We start from the raw sequence: 14439 nt of genomic DNA, 5'->3' as shown, positions 1-14439 counted from the left end.
ACACCACAGTCGTTGCCTTTTATTACCCCGCCCAGTTCTCTCTATCCAAACTTCTATACTGTATCGCTTCGGCTAGATGTTCAGCACGGATGTCTTCTGTGCCTGCTAAGTCGGATATTGTACGAGCCACTCTTAAAATACGGTCGTAAGCTCGTGCCGAAAGTTGTAATCTTTCCATCGCTTTTTTCAATAAAGCAACGCCTGCCGTATTAATTTCGCATATCTCTTTCACCATTTGCGAAGGCATCATGGCATTACAATAAATAGCAGGATGGTCTTTAAAACGAACAGTTTGTATTTCTCTCGCTTTAATTACCCTCTCTCGAATATCAGTAGAACTTTCAGATTTTCTGTTAGACGATAATTGTTCAAACTTCACGGGTGTTACTTCTACATGAAGGTCTATTCTATCTAATAATGGTCCCGATATTTTATTAAGGTATTTTTGTACTACACCAGGCCCACAAACACATTCTTTTTCGGGGTGATTGTAATAACCACAAGGGCAAGGATTCATCGAAGCAATCAACATAAAACTTGAAGGGAATTCTACTGCCCATCTTGCCCTAGAAATAGATACTTTTCGTTCTTCTAAAGGCTGACGCATTACTTCCAAAGCCGAGCGTTTGAATTCTGGTAATTCATCCAAAAACAATACGCCATTATGGGCTAATGAAATTTCTCCAGGCTGTGGGTTTCCTCCTCCACCAACCAAGGCCGCATCTGAAATAGTATGATGTGGTGAACGATAAGGCCGTGTAGAAATTAAGGAAGCTTTCGTCCCTAGTTTCCCTGCTACAGAATGTATCTTAGTAGTTTCCAAGGCTTCTTGTAATGAAAGCGGAGGAAGGATAGAAGGAATCCTTTTTGCCAACATGGTTTTGCCAGCACCGGGAGGGCCAATCATGATAACATTATGCCCACCAGCTGCCGCTATTTCTAAGGCTCTTTTAATATTTTCTTGTCCTTGCACGTGCGAAAAGTCTGCATCGTAATCATTCTGAGAGTTAAAGAAAATATCACGCGTATCAGTAATCAAAGGTTCTATCTGAAGCGTTCCTTTCAAAAAATCAACCGCTTCTCTTAACGTATTGACACCGATGATGTCTAAATTGTTGACGATAGAAGCCTCTGAAGCATTTTCAATGGGAAGAATGAATCCTTTCAAACCTTTTTTTCGGGCTTCAATAGCAATGGGTAAAACTCCTTTTATAGGTCGTAAAGCACCATCCAAGGCTAATTCGCCCATAATTACGTAGTCTTCAAGGCTTTTTAAATTACTTTGTCCAGAAGCATGGATAATCCCTAAAGCAATGGGTAAATCATAAGCAGAACCTTCTTTACGGATATCAGCAGGAGCAAGGTTTACAACAACTTTGGTACGAGGAAAGAAAAAATCTGTTTGTTTGATGGCGGATTCCACCCGATGAGTAGATTCTTTAACAGCTCCGTCTGGAAGCCCAACAATAAAGAAATTTTGTCCTTGGCCTTCGCTCACTTCAACAGTGATAATGGTAGCATCAACACCATGAACGGCACTACCGAAGGTTTTTGCAAGCATAGAATGTGGTTTTATAGAACTTAGTTGAATAAATAATTGGCTAAACAAAGATAAGATAGTTTTACTTTGTTTGATTGTGTTATTGGGAATAATTATGAATGATTTGTAGCACGAGTTTTCAACTCGTGAAGGGACATACCCACGAGTTGGAAACTCGTGCTACTAATTATTACAATTTATTTTTAATATATTTACAATACATCTAATTAATATCTACCAAATTTAATACAATGAAATCTACTCTTTTCAGTCAGGGAATTATTGCCTGTATTCTTGCTATTTTAAGTCTATCAGATTGTGTAGGGCAATCAACACAGGTTATCATTCAAGACACTTCTTCGAATCATAAGGTTCGCTATTATGATGATCTACTTGAACAAATCTCAACAGTAATTGGGAAAGGTCGTTCCAATAATTTTACTTTTAATATATCCTATCCAACTCAAGTTTATATAGGTTGGGAAAGGAAACTGACACCGTTTTTACTTTTTCCAAACGATAGTTTAATTTTTAAAGAAAGAGCCGATAAAACATCCTATGAATGTGTAAATAAGGCAGACTCATTATTTGGTGTTCTTACGGCCTTAGAAAAGGAGGTAGGCTTAGAACTTGCAACACATTCTGGCTATAAGGTTCAGGATGTGTTAAAAAGTGAATATGAAATTTTGATTGGAAGTATTTTCAACAAAATGCATCGACAATTAAATGTATTATCTAGGTATAGGGACAGCACCAATACTATACTTTATCAAGCGACAGAACAAGAAATAAAATGTTTTACTTTGGTAGAGTTACTATCACCTTTCATTTATGGAAATACATCATGGAAATTTTTCCCTACATGGTATACTGATAGTTTGACAAAGTTTAAAGACGAGATTTTTGGATTAGATACAACAGTTGCGGGAGTAGAATATAAAAGAGCATTATTTTCCTATAATCAATTTTTGTGCAGAGATTCTTTGAATGGTAAAAATGATTTCCAAGTACAATTCAATTCTGCTGTTAGAAATTTCAAGGGCGACCAGCGAAATTTCTTGATGGCCTATATCCTTAGAATAAACAAGCCATATAACCCTGCTAATTTTTATGATAATGTAGCTACATTTTATAACCTCTGTAAAAACGAATACTTTTTAAAATATGTAAAAGATAAATTAGATGACAAGGACTTCGTTTATCCAGATTATGTATTAAAACAGACCTTGCTAAAAGATGATAAAAATACAATTACATGGGCTGAACTACTCAATAAAAACAAAGGGAAACTAATTTTTATAGATATGTGGGCAAGTTGGTGTCCACCTTGTTTGATGCTAATGAAACCCCTAAATGAACATATTAAGTTTTACAAAGGGAAACCCATCACTTTTATAGCATTGTCCATAGATAAAAAGAAACAGGCGTGGTTAAAAGCATCTAAACGTTATGACGTATCTCAAGAAGGCTCAGGAAGTTATTGGATAGGGCAGTCAGATAAATTCACTCAATTTTTATTAACCCGTAGGATTGGTGAAAAAATGCCTTTATGGATACCAAGATATATAATTATTGATGCTAATGGCAACCTTATAACAGTCAATGCAATCCAGCCTCATAATCCAGCATTAAGATGGCAAATAGATTTGTTTTTGAAAGATGTGAAAACTGATTAAGAGTAGGGATTGATTCATTGCGTGGTCGGAGTTTAGATTACGTTGTTAATTGACTAAAACAAAAAAATGAGGACAAAAGAATTTCTTCCTTTGTCCTCACGTCTCACAATCTTTTAGTCTTCAAAAAACTACTTTTTCTCTGGCAACATAATTACTTTAATGACATTATCACCAAAGTATTTTTTAGCCGCCGTCTTAGTACTTTCAACAGTTACTTTTTTAAGGGCTTCTTCTTCCTTCAAGATGTATTTTACATCGTCACCTTCTTGATACTGAGATTGTAAATAACCCATCCAAAAACCATTGTCACGCAATTGTGTTTCCGTCTGACGCTTCGTTTCTACCTTAAACTTATCAATGTCTGTTTGTTCAGCACCTTTTTCTTTTACTTTTTCAATTTCAGCCAAAGTACGAGCTACCAACTTCTCTACATTTTCAGGGGCACAACCAAAAGCAATTCGGAAGTTATAACGTTTAGCAGGAATCTTAGCAGTACTGCCACTTACACCTACACCATATACTCCTGATTCTTCCTCTCTTAATTTCTCAATCAATTTGATTTCCAATACTTCTGATAAAGCTTCAACCTGTGTTTCGCTTTCGGCAGTACCATCAAAGTCACCAGACCAAACCAATGTTACACGTGCTTTAGGTTCTGTACCTTTATAAAGTGTTTTTTCAACCTTTCCTTTTGGTGGGCGAATACCTAAATCTTTATAAGTTTCCTTGCGTTTAGTTGATGGTAAGCCTCCTAAATATTTTTCTAATAAAGGTTTAACTTCTTCATTTTTAAAATTCCCAACAAAGAAAAACGTAAAGTCAGAAGCATCTGCAAAGCGTTCTTTATAAATCTGGAAAGCACGAGTAGCATCAATCTTCTCCAATCTTTCTACCGTCATTGGTAAATTACGAGGAGCGTAGTTACTTAAAATCGCTGTCAAAGAGTCACTATATACTTTCTCAGGCGTCAAAGTTTTTTGTTGACTCGCCAAAGCATCACGCTGATTTGCCAAGAAACCTTTTACTACATCAGCATCAAAACGAGGCTGGGTAAAATAACTATACAATAACTGCAATGCCGTTTCTAAGTCTTTGGGATTACTAGATCCTGAGATGCCTTCTGTCGTTCCTGAAACAAATGGACTAACCCTCGCTACTTTGCCTGTTAAGGCTTTACGGAGGTTTACTGTAGAGAAATCTCCTAAGCCACCCATAGAAGCGATAGCAGATGCTACACGAGCATTATCAGCATCTTTATTACCATATAAATTCGACCCGCCAAAGCTATAACCACCAATCAAGATTTCATCATTTTTAAAATCTGTTGGTTTCAAAACAGCCTTTACTCCATTCGCAAAAGTATACTCTGTAAGACCCACTTCTGGAATTTGTTTAGTAGCAATTACTTTAGAGCCCGTCGGCAATTTAGCAATCAGAGGTTTGTTGACAGTTTGGTCAACATACGCTGTCACATCTTTTCCAGCAGAATTTAACCACTCTCTAATTTGAGCTTCTGTAGGCAAGGTAGCTTTGTCTTTTTCAGGAGCCATCAAAATCACGGCACGGTTGGTATCTGTAATCAATAAATTACCCAACGCATTTACTTCTTCTAGTTTTATACCTTCCAAATATTGCTTGGTAAACTCATACCCAAATTCAGTTGAAGTGAGGTTTTCATCTTCTAAGAAAGCGCCTACTAATCCTTCTACCAATTGTTCCGAATCAGTCTTATCTTTTTCTTTATAAGCCTGTTCCTGACCTACCATGTACTGAGTTTTGGCTCTTTGTAATTCAGAAGCATTAAAGCCGAATTTTTTAGCACGAGCTACTTCTTCTAATATGGCTTTTAAGCCTTTTTCTACGTTACCACCTTTGGCTACAACCACGGTGTTGAAAGCATCTAGGTTACCTAAAAAACCGCTATAACCTGCATAACCATATTGGAAAGGAGGGTCAGCTTTTTGAGTAAGCTCTTGGATACGTCCAGAAAGCATTTGATTGAACAATGAACGAAGCATTCCTTCACGACGGTCTTGATAAGTAACGTCTTTGCGTTTTTCCTGCTTATTCATAATCTGGACAATCGTATTCGGTTGCTCAGGGTCGGTGATGATGGCTACATCTGTACTACCGCTTAAATCAATTTTATACTTTGTTCTTGGTTTTTCGTTGGCAGGATTTTGAATACCGCTAAATTTTTCGATAATCATTTTTTCTACCATCGCTACATCTACATCACCAACTACCGCTACAGCTTCTAAATCTGGGCGATAGAAATCTTGATGAAATTGTTTTAGCACATCATACTTGAAGTTCTTTAGAATATCATCTTTACCAATAGGCAAGCGTTTGGCATATTGCGAATTGTTTAGAATGATAGGGAAGAATTTATCACGCATACGTGCCTGAGCTCCTTTGCCTGTACGAGATTCTTCTAATACAACGCCTCTTTCTTTATCAATTTCGGTAGGGTCTAAGGTAGCGTTATGAGCCCAGTCTTCCAGAATTTGAATTCCCTTTTTGAATACTTCTATCGAATCTGTTGGAACGGGTAACATATACACCGTTTCATCAAAACTTGTGTAAGCATTCAAATCTGCCCCAAAACGGACACCAGATTTTTGCAGGAAATCAACTAACTCGTTTTTCGGAAAGTTTTTCGTTCCATTAAAATTCATGTGTTCCATAAAGTGAGCAAGGCCTTGTTGCTCATCATTTTCCAATACAGAACCCGCTTTTACCATCAAACGCAACTGTGCTCTATTTTTAGGCTCAGCGTTTTTCATGATATAATACTTAAGTCCGTTTGGAAGAACCCCAACTTTTACTTTTGGGTCCATTGGAAGAAGCTTTTTACTCAAATCTTCTTGAGCCATCACTGTAAAACCCGAGATAAAACTCAGTGCTACAACAGCGATAAGGGTAGTAACTTTTTTCATGGCAATAGAGGACTCTCTTAACCCCTTAGAGAGGGTGCTTGTTTAATGTTTATTGTATTTTGGGGTTATACAAATAATAAATACAAACTCGACTAATTTAATAAAAATGCAAGTTAGCATTACCGATGTAGAATAACGGGGTTGATATAAAAAAATTATCATAGGGTGAATGATAAAAAAACGTTTCTTTGTATTGACTAAGCTAAAAATGATAACCAATGTATCAAGCCTGTATTCGAAACCATATTTATCACTTTGCAGACCTAAAAAACTTGATGGCAAAGGCCAGTCCTTTGCGTTCTGGAGATGAATTAGCAGGCGTTGCTGCCTATTCAGCCGAAGAACGTGTAGCAGCACAAATGGCCTTAGCAGAGGTGCCTCTGAAAACGTTTTTGACTGAACACTTAGTGCCTTACGAACAAGATGAAATTACACGGTTAATCATTGATACCCATGATATAAAAGCGTTTAGCCAAATCAGTCATTTAACCGTAGGAGATTTTAGAAATTTTTTGTTGGAAGAAACTACCGACACTAAGGTTCTCCAAGCTTTACAAAGAGGATTAACGCCCGAAATGGTAGCGGCCGTTAGTAAATTAATGCGCATTCAAGACTTGGTCACTGTTGCTTCAAAATGTGAAGTAATTACGCAGTTCAGAAATACCATCGGTCTAAAAGGACATTTCTCAACGCGATTACAACCCAATCATCCCACTGACGATTTTAAAGGCATTGCCGCCAGTATGATTGATGGACTTTTTTATGGCAGTGGCGATGCCGTCATTGGCATCAATCCAGCTACTGATAATGTCCCTACGGTGATTCGCTTGCTCGAAATGCTGGATGGTGTTCGTCAACGCTTTGATATTCCGATGCAGTCTTGTATTCTTAGCCATATCACTACGACCATTCAAGCGATAGAACAAAATGCTCCCGTCGATTTAGTATTTCAGTCTATTGGAGGCACAGAAGCGACCAATACTTCGTTTGGTGTAAACTTGAATATTTTACAAGAAGGCTATGAAGCAGGACTTTCTTTGAAGCGTGGTACACTAGGCAATAATTTAATGTACTTTGAAACAGGGCAGGGGAGTTCGCTTTCGGCAAATGCTCATCATGGCTTAGACCAGCAAACTTGCGAAACCCGTGCGTATGCAGTAGGAAGGCATTTCAATCCTTTATTAGTCAATACGGTAGTAGGCTTTATTGGCCCTGAGTATTTGTATAATGGCAAACAGATTATACGGGCAGGACTTGAAGACCATTTTTGTGGAAAATTGTTAGGGCTACCCATGGGTGTAGATGTTTGTTATACCAACCATGCCGAAGCCGACCAAGACGATATGGATACGTTGTTGACCCTGTTAGGGGCAGCAGGTTGTAATTTTATCATGGGCGTTCCCGGTGCAGACGATGTGATGCTGCATTACCAAAGTACGTCTTTTCACGATGCGCTTTATATCCGACATCTGCTAGGTCTAAGACCCGCCCCAGAGTTTGAAGATTGGCTTATGAAAATGAATATTTTTGATGAAAATATGCGTTTGAAATCGGGGAATAAACAATTAATCAATGCCTTGTATTTAGAGAAGTAGTAAAACTAAAATTAACATATCATAAGATGCAATCCCCCTTTAATGTTTTATAAAGCCTTGATAAACATTGCTTTTACCGCATAATAAAATTAAGAAATTCTTTAAGCTTTTATTTTTTTATTTCAGTAAATTGGAGTGCATTGGATATAGATAGCATATTTGTATCCAATGCACTCCAATTTTAGTTATCAATAAAAGCCCCCAAAATGTATACTTCTCCTCTGGCAATATATGTCTTATGGCATCCTAATTTTAGTGATGGACTTTTTTTTGCTAATAAAATCTATCAAAATTTCAATAGAGATACTGATTATGTATTAAGTAGAAACTTAAATATCCCTGTGTTTTATAGAAATAAGGCTAATAGAAACAATGAAATCCTTTCTATTAATTTTCAAGAGTCAGATAAAAATGCTATTGTTTTATTAATAGACAATAATATGTTTAATGATGCTATTTGGGAAGAATATGTATCAAATCTCCTTTCGAATTTAGATGAGAATAATCGTATTTACCCTGTTGAACTGTCTTCTGTCTCCAATTATTTTCTGGAAGAGAAAAAGTTTCCCCGCTTTCAAAGTATCAATTTGATGAAAACTAATGATTTAGATAAACAATGGGAAATACTTAAAAGTAGGTTATTGCATGATATTGCCAGAATGATGTTAGACCTTCAATCTGTTAACGAAGTCGTAAAAACAAACACAGTAATTACACCAAGACCGCCCGTAAAGCTTTTTTTAAGCCATGCCAAAGCAGATGGAGAAGAATTGGCGATTAGTTTCAAGAATTACATTGAAAACAATTTAAAAGCCAATACCTTTTTTGATACCAATGATATAGCAGATGGATATGATTTCTCTGATGAAATCAATCGCAATATTGATAAAAATACTGCCATGATAGTCTTTCTCACGGATGCTTATTCTACAAGAGAATGGTGTCAGATTGAAGTATCTACTGCCAAAAGGAAAAAGTGTCCCATCGTTGTTGTTCATCATATACAAAAACAAGAAAGAAGAAGTTTTCCTTATTTGGGAAATGTCCCCACCATCAAATGGAATGGTAGTTTTAATGATATTATAGATTTAGCAATTATCCAAGTATTGGTAAACCTGTTTGCTCAAAAGTTTTTAGAAAAACATATCACTCTTTATAATTTAGAAAAAAAATATCATTGTCATATTCTAAGTAATCCCCCAGAGCTGTTTAATTACCTTGATATTTTAAAGCTTCGTCAAGAAAATACCGATAAACCTGTCTTAGTTTTATATCCTGACCCACCATTAGGTAATGAGGAACTAAAAATTCTTAATGAAGTAAATAATGACATCAATTTTGTAACACCGTCACACTCATTCCAATATTTATAAAGATGGAGACTAATATAGACAAGCAAGAAATCAATATTACTGGGGTTTCAACGCAATTGTTGGAAATGATAGAAACTGATTTAAACACACTTAGTCCAAATAATGCAGCCCCAAATCGAAAAAGAATAGCCTTCTCTATTTCAGATTCTGAGGATTTAGAAGAACTCGGAATGTCATCATTACATTTGCAAGACTCTATTATTGAATTGACAAGGCACTTATTGGTACAAGGAGCAACAATTGTATATGGTGGAGATTTAAGAAAAAATGGCTTTTTAGAAAAGTTTTTAGAATTATCTTTTCAATATCGAGTAAAAGACGATGCTCAATATTCCCCTTTCATTAACTATTTTTCATATCCAATTTATTGTACACTTACTTTAGAACAAGAAGTGAAATTTAAGAAAAACAGAGTGAGGATTGTAAAGGTTAAACCAGAAGCCATCTTCTCACTTGATGAAAAAGACTATCAAATTGTTTCTCATGATACCATTGAGAATACTTTTTTATGGGCAAAAAATTTAACTAAAATGCGTATAGAAAAGAATCTTAAAAGTGATGCTCTGATATTAATGGGTGGTAAATTAGGAGGTTTTATAGGTTGTTATGCAGGGATAATAGAGGAGGCTTACGAGGGTTTGAAAACCCAAAAACCAATCTATTTAATAGGAATGTTTGGAGGAGCAACTCGTTGTTTAATACAGAGCATTACCCAAAAGACTACATTAATTACAAGCGAACACAAAGATTATTTTTCTGAAAAGTACAAGGCTTTACAACATCTCTATCAAGAAAAAGACCCATCAAATATTCCATCAGTTGAAGCAATCAATACTTTCTTTCAAAATCTATCATGGAAAGACCTTCATAATGGACTTACAGAAGAGGAAAATATAAGACTATTTCAAACGAATCATCTGATGGAAGCCATATATTTGGTGATGAAGGGGCTTAGAAATTGTCTATAAATCAGTTACAAACGTATGAACAATTATAGTTTTTTTGACCGCCTAAAAATAAAGCTCTTTGGTTGGGACTATTTTATCTCATATCGTAGGGCGGATGCTTATGGGTATATGAAATCATTGGAATCCAGCCTATTTAGCAAAGGAATTTATTGCTTTGTAGATGAATCTGAAATTCTTCCCGGTAATGCTTTGCCCAAAGAGATTAAAACAGGACTAAGACGAAGCCGTAAAATGATTTTAATTGCTTCTCCACAAGCGGCAGAACCTTTAAGTATTAGAAATACAGATTGGATTGATGAAGAAATAACAACATTTTCCAAAAATATCATTGCCATTAATATCAATGAATCCTTGGCAAAGTTTAAAAACCCTAAAATTTCTAATAATAACAGTTTTGTTTATATTCCAGAAACACTTGAAAATCTTAGAGGCTCGAAACCCTCCAATGAAGTAATTGAAGATATTGTTAGGGAACGTAATTTTAGAAGTGTAAACCAAAAAACGATAATTTTGGGGGTTGTGATTTGTATTCTTTTGAGTCTATTTGGTTGTATTTTTGGGTGGGTCTCTACACTGGAAAAGAATAATACAACAGCTTTATATTGGGCATCAGAAGCAGATAAGCTCAATCCTATACAAGGAATAGCATTATTGGAAGGAGCCTTGCATAAAACCAACGATGTAACAGCATTACAAACTATAAATGAAGTATTTGAAAGGTTGTTTAATCAAAGCAATATTCATCAGTGGCAAGAAAAAAGAAGGTTTGAAAAGGCTGCAAGAGTCTCATTTTCTCCTGATAGTAAATGGCTTGTAACAGAAGATAAGAATGGATACAGCAACATTTGTACATTAGACAAGAGTCAACAACCTGATTTTTTAAAAGAGGAGGAAAATATTCGTGATGCTTATTTTTCTCCTGATAGTAAATGGCTCGTAACTGTAAATGAGAACCAAGATACCAAAGTATGGCAAGTAAATATGGGAGTGCTTTATGACTTTCTAAAAGAAGAGAGAAATATCAGTCATATATATTTTTCTTCCGATAGTAAATGGATGGTAACAACAGATAAGAATGGAGATTGTAACGTATTGTCGCTAGCTAAGTGTCAGCAAGCAGCCTTTTTAAGGCTGGAGAAAAGCATTCTTAATGCCGATTTTTCCCCTGATAGTAAATGGCTTGTAACAAGAGGTGAAAATGATTACAAAGTCTGGTCAGTGGAAAAAGAAATACTTTATGACTTTTTAAAAGAGGAGAGAAATATTAATTCTGCTACTTTTTCCCCTGATAGTAAATGGCTCTTAACAAAGTACAAAGATGGTACTGTCAAAATCTGGTCGATGGATAAGCGAATACTTTATGACTTTTTAAAAGAGGAGAAAAATATTAATTCTGCTACTTTTTCCCCTGATAGTAAATGGCTCTTAACAAAGTACAAAGATGGTACTGTCAAAATCTGGTCGATGGATAAGCGAATACTTTATGACTTTTTAAAAGAGGAGAAAAATATTAATTCTGCTACTTTTTCCCCTGATAGTAAATGGCTGATAACAAGAAGTGAAAATGATAATGTTAAAGTATGGCAAGTAGATAATGGAATTCAGGCTAAATTTTTAAAAGACGAAGTAGAAATAAAAGATGCCTATTTTTCTTTGAATCTTAATGATAAGTGGTTAGTAACACTTGATGATTATGATTTTATGAGCAGAAGTAGAGCCAAAGTATGGCAAGTGGATAAGGGTGTACAAGTCGACTTTTTAAGAAGAGAGACTAATCTTCATTCTCTTTATTCTTCATCTAATAGAAAATGGCTTGTAACATGTGATGTAAATGGTACTGCCAAGGTATGGCAAGTGGATAAGGGGCTACTTTATGACTTTTTAAAAGAAGAGAAAAATATTGAGGATGTGTATTTTTCACCCGATAGTAAATGGTTAGTAATATGGAATATAAATAACCAGTTCAAAGTATATCAAGTTGAAAAAATGCAACAAGTTTCTTTTTTAAAGGATGAGAAAAACATTGATGATACTTATTTTTTCTCTGGTAGCAAATGGTTTATAACAAAAAATGATAACAGAATTATCAAAGCATGGCAAGTGGATAATGGTATCCAAGTCAATTTTTTGAATAATAAGAAAATCATAAATTCTATCTATTTTTCGCCTAATAGAAAATGGACTGTAATAATAGATGAGAATAATCATGTTCAAGTCTTGCAAGACTCCAAAGTGATACCTTATGATTTCTTAAAAGAGGAGCAAAGCATTCGTAGTGCTTCTTTTTCCCCTGATAGTAAATGGCTGATAACAAGATATAACGATGGTACAGTCAAAGTCTGGTCGATGGAAAAAGGGCTTAAACATGATTTCTTAAAAGAGGAGAAAAATATTATTGATGCTTTTTTTTCCCCTGATAGTAAATGGCTAATAACAAAATATAATGATGATATCGTCAAAGTCTGGTCGATGGAAAAAGAACTTGAACTAAACTTTTTAAAACAGAATCAAAGCATCCGTAGTGTCTATTTTTCGCCCGATAATAAATGGCTGGTAACAAAATACAACGATGGCATAGCCAAATTTTGGTTGATGGAAAAAGAGCTTGCCCAGAGCTTTTTAAAACAAGAGCAAGGCATTAGGGATTTTCATTTTTCACCCGATAGTAAATGGTTAGTAACTTGGGATATGAATAATAATAATCAAGTCTGGTCGATGGGAAAGGGAATACTTTATGACTTTTTAAAAGAGGAAAAAAATATTAGTTATGTCGATTTTTCACCAGACACAAAATGGCTAGTAACAGTAGATAAATTATTGGGAGGTACTCACAAAATTTGGTCTATGAGTAATAAGAGGCAAGCTCACTTTTTAAAAGAGGAAAAAAATATTATTGTTACCTATTTTTCTCCAGATACTAAATGGCTTTTAACAGTAGATAAATATCATAATTATAAAGTATGGTTATTGACGGAAGGTAAACTTCATTACTATTTAAAAGAGATAAAAAATCATAAGCTATTAAGGTTTTCAGGAAATGGCAAATTTTTATCAATTACCCAAGTAAGCCAACACCAAGTAAAAACTTTCGAAGTAGCCACAGGCAAATTAATCCAAACTTTATGGTTAAATAAAGTACCAACAGATATTGATATTATAGACAATCGCTATCTCTATGTCACGGCTGGCAAAGCCATTGTTAAAACAGATTTACAAACACAACAGGATAATTTGATGAGTTATGGAGATGGCGAAGAGTTGGATTACAAATATGAGGAAATACAAGAATGGATTAAGGTTTTTGGCAAAGTGTATTTATTGCCTTTGGATGAGGAGACAAAGAAGAAATATGGAGTTGATTGAGTGATGAGTTTAGAGTGGAGAGTGAGGAGTTTTTTGCTGTTGCTATCAATAGAATTAGACAATAATTTTCTTAATTCAATGATTAATCACTAAATCGTTCATTCATTAAATCATTCAATGAATCACAACATGGAAATCAACAAAGCCGACCAATGGCAATTTTTACAAAACTATACACCTGCCCGGATCGCTCGTGGGCGAGCTGGGCATAGTTTGCCAACGGCTGAATTATTGAAATTTCAATCTGACCATGCTCAGGCAAGAGATGCCGTTTATTCTGAAATACAGATAAGCAGTTTACAAGAGGCTTTTATGTTAAATTTTAAGATAGAAGTATTACCGTTACAAAGTGAGGTAAAGTCTCGTTCACAATATCTTCAACGTCCCGACTTAGGAAGAACTATCAGCCAACTATCCAGAGAAACGTTGAGTAAAAAAGAGTCCACTGAAGCTGATATTTGTTTTGTCATTGCCGATGGACTCTCGGCGAAAGCCATTAATGAACATTCCCTCCCTTTTTTACAGTTATTACTTCCGAAACTTCAAGCTGATAATTGGAAGATTGCACCGATTTGTATCGTTGAACAAGGGAGAGTAGCCATTGCTGATGAAATAGGCTTTTTATTAAAGGCAAGCATCGTAGTTATTTTAATTGGCGAACGCCCTGGGCTTACTTCAGCAGATAGTATGGGTGCTTATATTACTTACCAACCTCAAGTGGGACTGACGGATGAAAGTAGAAATTGTGTCTCTAATATTCGTCCAGAAGGATTAAACTATGTGTTAGCCACAGAAAAGATTTTTTATTTGTTAAATGAAATAAAAGGGAAAAAAATAAGTGGTGTACAGCTAAAAGATGAAATGGCTAATTATAAATTACTTTAAAAAATTGAGTCTTTTTATGCGGGACATAGATACTATAATTATGATGGGTAATAAGAGGTAAAAAAAGAGATAAGCATGATTGTTTTAATGAATTAACATA

The 14439-nt window shown here is 35.2% G+C and carries 8 protein-coding genes; 6 read left to right on the top strand and 2 right to left on the bottom strand.

All coding sequences use genetic code 11. From position 1 onward, the window contains the following. Window positions 1–22 precede the first annotated feature (22 nt). Entirely contained in the window at window positions 23–1561 is a 1539-nt protein-coding gene (locus J2Y60_RS20025; RefSeq protein WP_309922991.1) for a YifB family Mg chelatase-like AAA ATPase, read from the bottom strand. A gap of 230 nt (window positions 1562–1791) precedes the next feature. Here J2Y60_RS20025 and J2Y60_RS20020 point away from each other — a divergent pair, with 230 nt between their 5' ends. After that, complete coding sequence (locus tag J2Y60_RS20020) at window positions 1792–3216, top strand: TlpA disulfide reductase family protein (RefSeq protein ID WP_309922988.1); 1425 nt, start codon at window positions 1792–1794, stop codon at window positions 3214–3216. A 128-nt stretch (window positions 3217–3344) separates the two neighbouring features. Here J2Y60_RS20020 and J2Y60_RS20015 read toward each other — a convergent pair whose 3' ends face one another. Beyond that, window positions 3345–6155 carry an insulinase family protein gene (locus J2Y60_RS20015; RefSeq protein WP_309922986.1) on the bottom strand — a complete coding sequence of 937 codons (2811 nt, stop codon included), beginning with the start codon at window positions 6153–6155 and terminating at the stop codon, window positions 3345–3347. A 218-nt stretch (window positions 6156–6373) separates the two neighbouring features. Between J2Y60_RS20015 and J2Y60_RS20010 the strand changes: the two genes are divergently transcribed. The 5 genes from J2Y60_RS20010 to eutC all read left to right on the top strand — a co-directional run bounded on the left by J2Y60_RS20010 (window position 6374) and on the right by eutC (window position 14339). Next, window positions 6374–7750 (top strand): ethanolamine ammonia-lyase subunit EutB, encoded by a 1377-nt coding sequence (locus J2Y60_RS20010; protein ID WP_309922984.1) that lies wholly within the window; start codon window positions 6374–6376, stop codon window positions 7748–7750. Between the two features lie 206 nt (window positions 7751–7956). Then, window positions 7957–9123 carry a toll/interleukin-1 receptor domain-containing protein gene (locus J2Y60_RS20005; protein WP_309922982.1) on the top strand — a complete coding sequence of 389 codons (1167 nt, stop codon included), beginning with the start codon at window positions 7957–7959 and terminating at the stop codon, window positions 9121–9123. Between the two features lie 2 nt (window positions 9124–9125). Then, window positions 9126–10091 carry a hypothetical protein gene (locus J2Y60_RS20000; protein ID WP_309922980.1) on the top strand — a complete coding sequence of 322 codons (966 nt, stop codon included), beginning with the start codon at window positions 9126–9128 and terminating at the stop codon, window positions 10089–10091. A gap of 15 nt (window positions 10092–10106) precedes the next feature. After that, a complete protein-coding gene (locus J2Y60_RS19995; protein WP_309922978.1) occupies window positions 10107–13454 on the top strand; it encodes a TIR domain-containing protein in 3348 nt (1115 codons plus the stop codon). Between the two features lie 129 nt (window positions 13455–13583). Then, window positions 13584–14339, top strand: a complete 756-nt coding sequence (gene eutC / locus J2Y60_RS19990; protein ID WP_309922976.1) for an ethanolamine ammonia-lyase subunit EutC — start codon at window positions 13584–13586, stop codon at window positions 14337–14339. Window positions 14340–14439 lie beyond the last annotated feature (100 nt).

Origin of the sequence: Arcicella sp. BE140, from assembly GCF_031456255.1 — a bacterium.
Taxonomy (GTDB): domain Bacteria; phylum Bacteroidota; class Bacteroidia; order Cytophagales; family Spirosomataceae; genus Arcicella; species Arcicella aquatica.
The sequence above is the reverse complement of the archived record's forward strand: the minus strand, read 5'-3'. Positions and strand labels throughout refer to the sequence as shown.

Coding starts and splice junctions, on each gene's coding strand:
- J2Y60_RS20025 (WP_309922991.1), bottom strand. CDS start 1,561: ATGCTTGCAAAAACCTTCGGTAGTGCCGTTCATGGTGTTGATGCTACC.
- J2Y60_RS20020 (WP_309922988.1), top strand. CDS start 1,792: ATGAAATCTACTCTTTTCAGTCAGGGAATTATTGCCTGTATTCTTGCT.
- J2Y60_RS20015 (WP_309922986.1), bottom strand. CDS start 6,155: ATGAAAAAAGTTACTACCCTTATCGCTGTTGTAGCACTGAGTTTTATC.
- J2Y60_RS20010 (WP_309922984.1), top strand. CDS start 6,374: ATGTATCAAGCCTGTATTCGAAACCATATTTATCACTTTGCAGACCTA.
- J2Y60_RS20005 (WP_309922982.1), top strand. CDS start 7,957: ATGTATACTTCTCCTCTGGCAATATATGTCTTATGGCATCCTAATTTT.
- J2Y60_RS20000 (WP_309922980.1), top strand. CDS start 9,126: ATGGAGACTAATATAGACAAGCAAGAAATCAATATTACTGGGGTTTCA.
- J2Y60_RS19995 (WP_309922978.1), top strand. CDS start 10,107: ATGAACAATTATAGTTTTTTTGACCGCCTAAAAATAAAGCTCTTTGGT.
- eutC (WP_309922976.1), top strand. CDS start 13,584: ATGGAAATCAACAAAGCCGACCAATGGCAATTTTTACAAAACTATACA.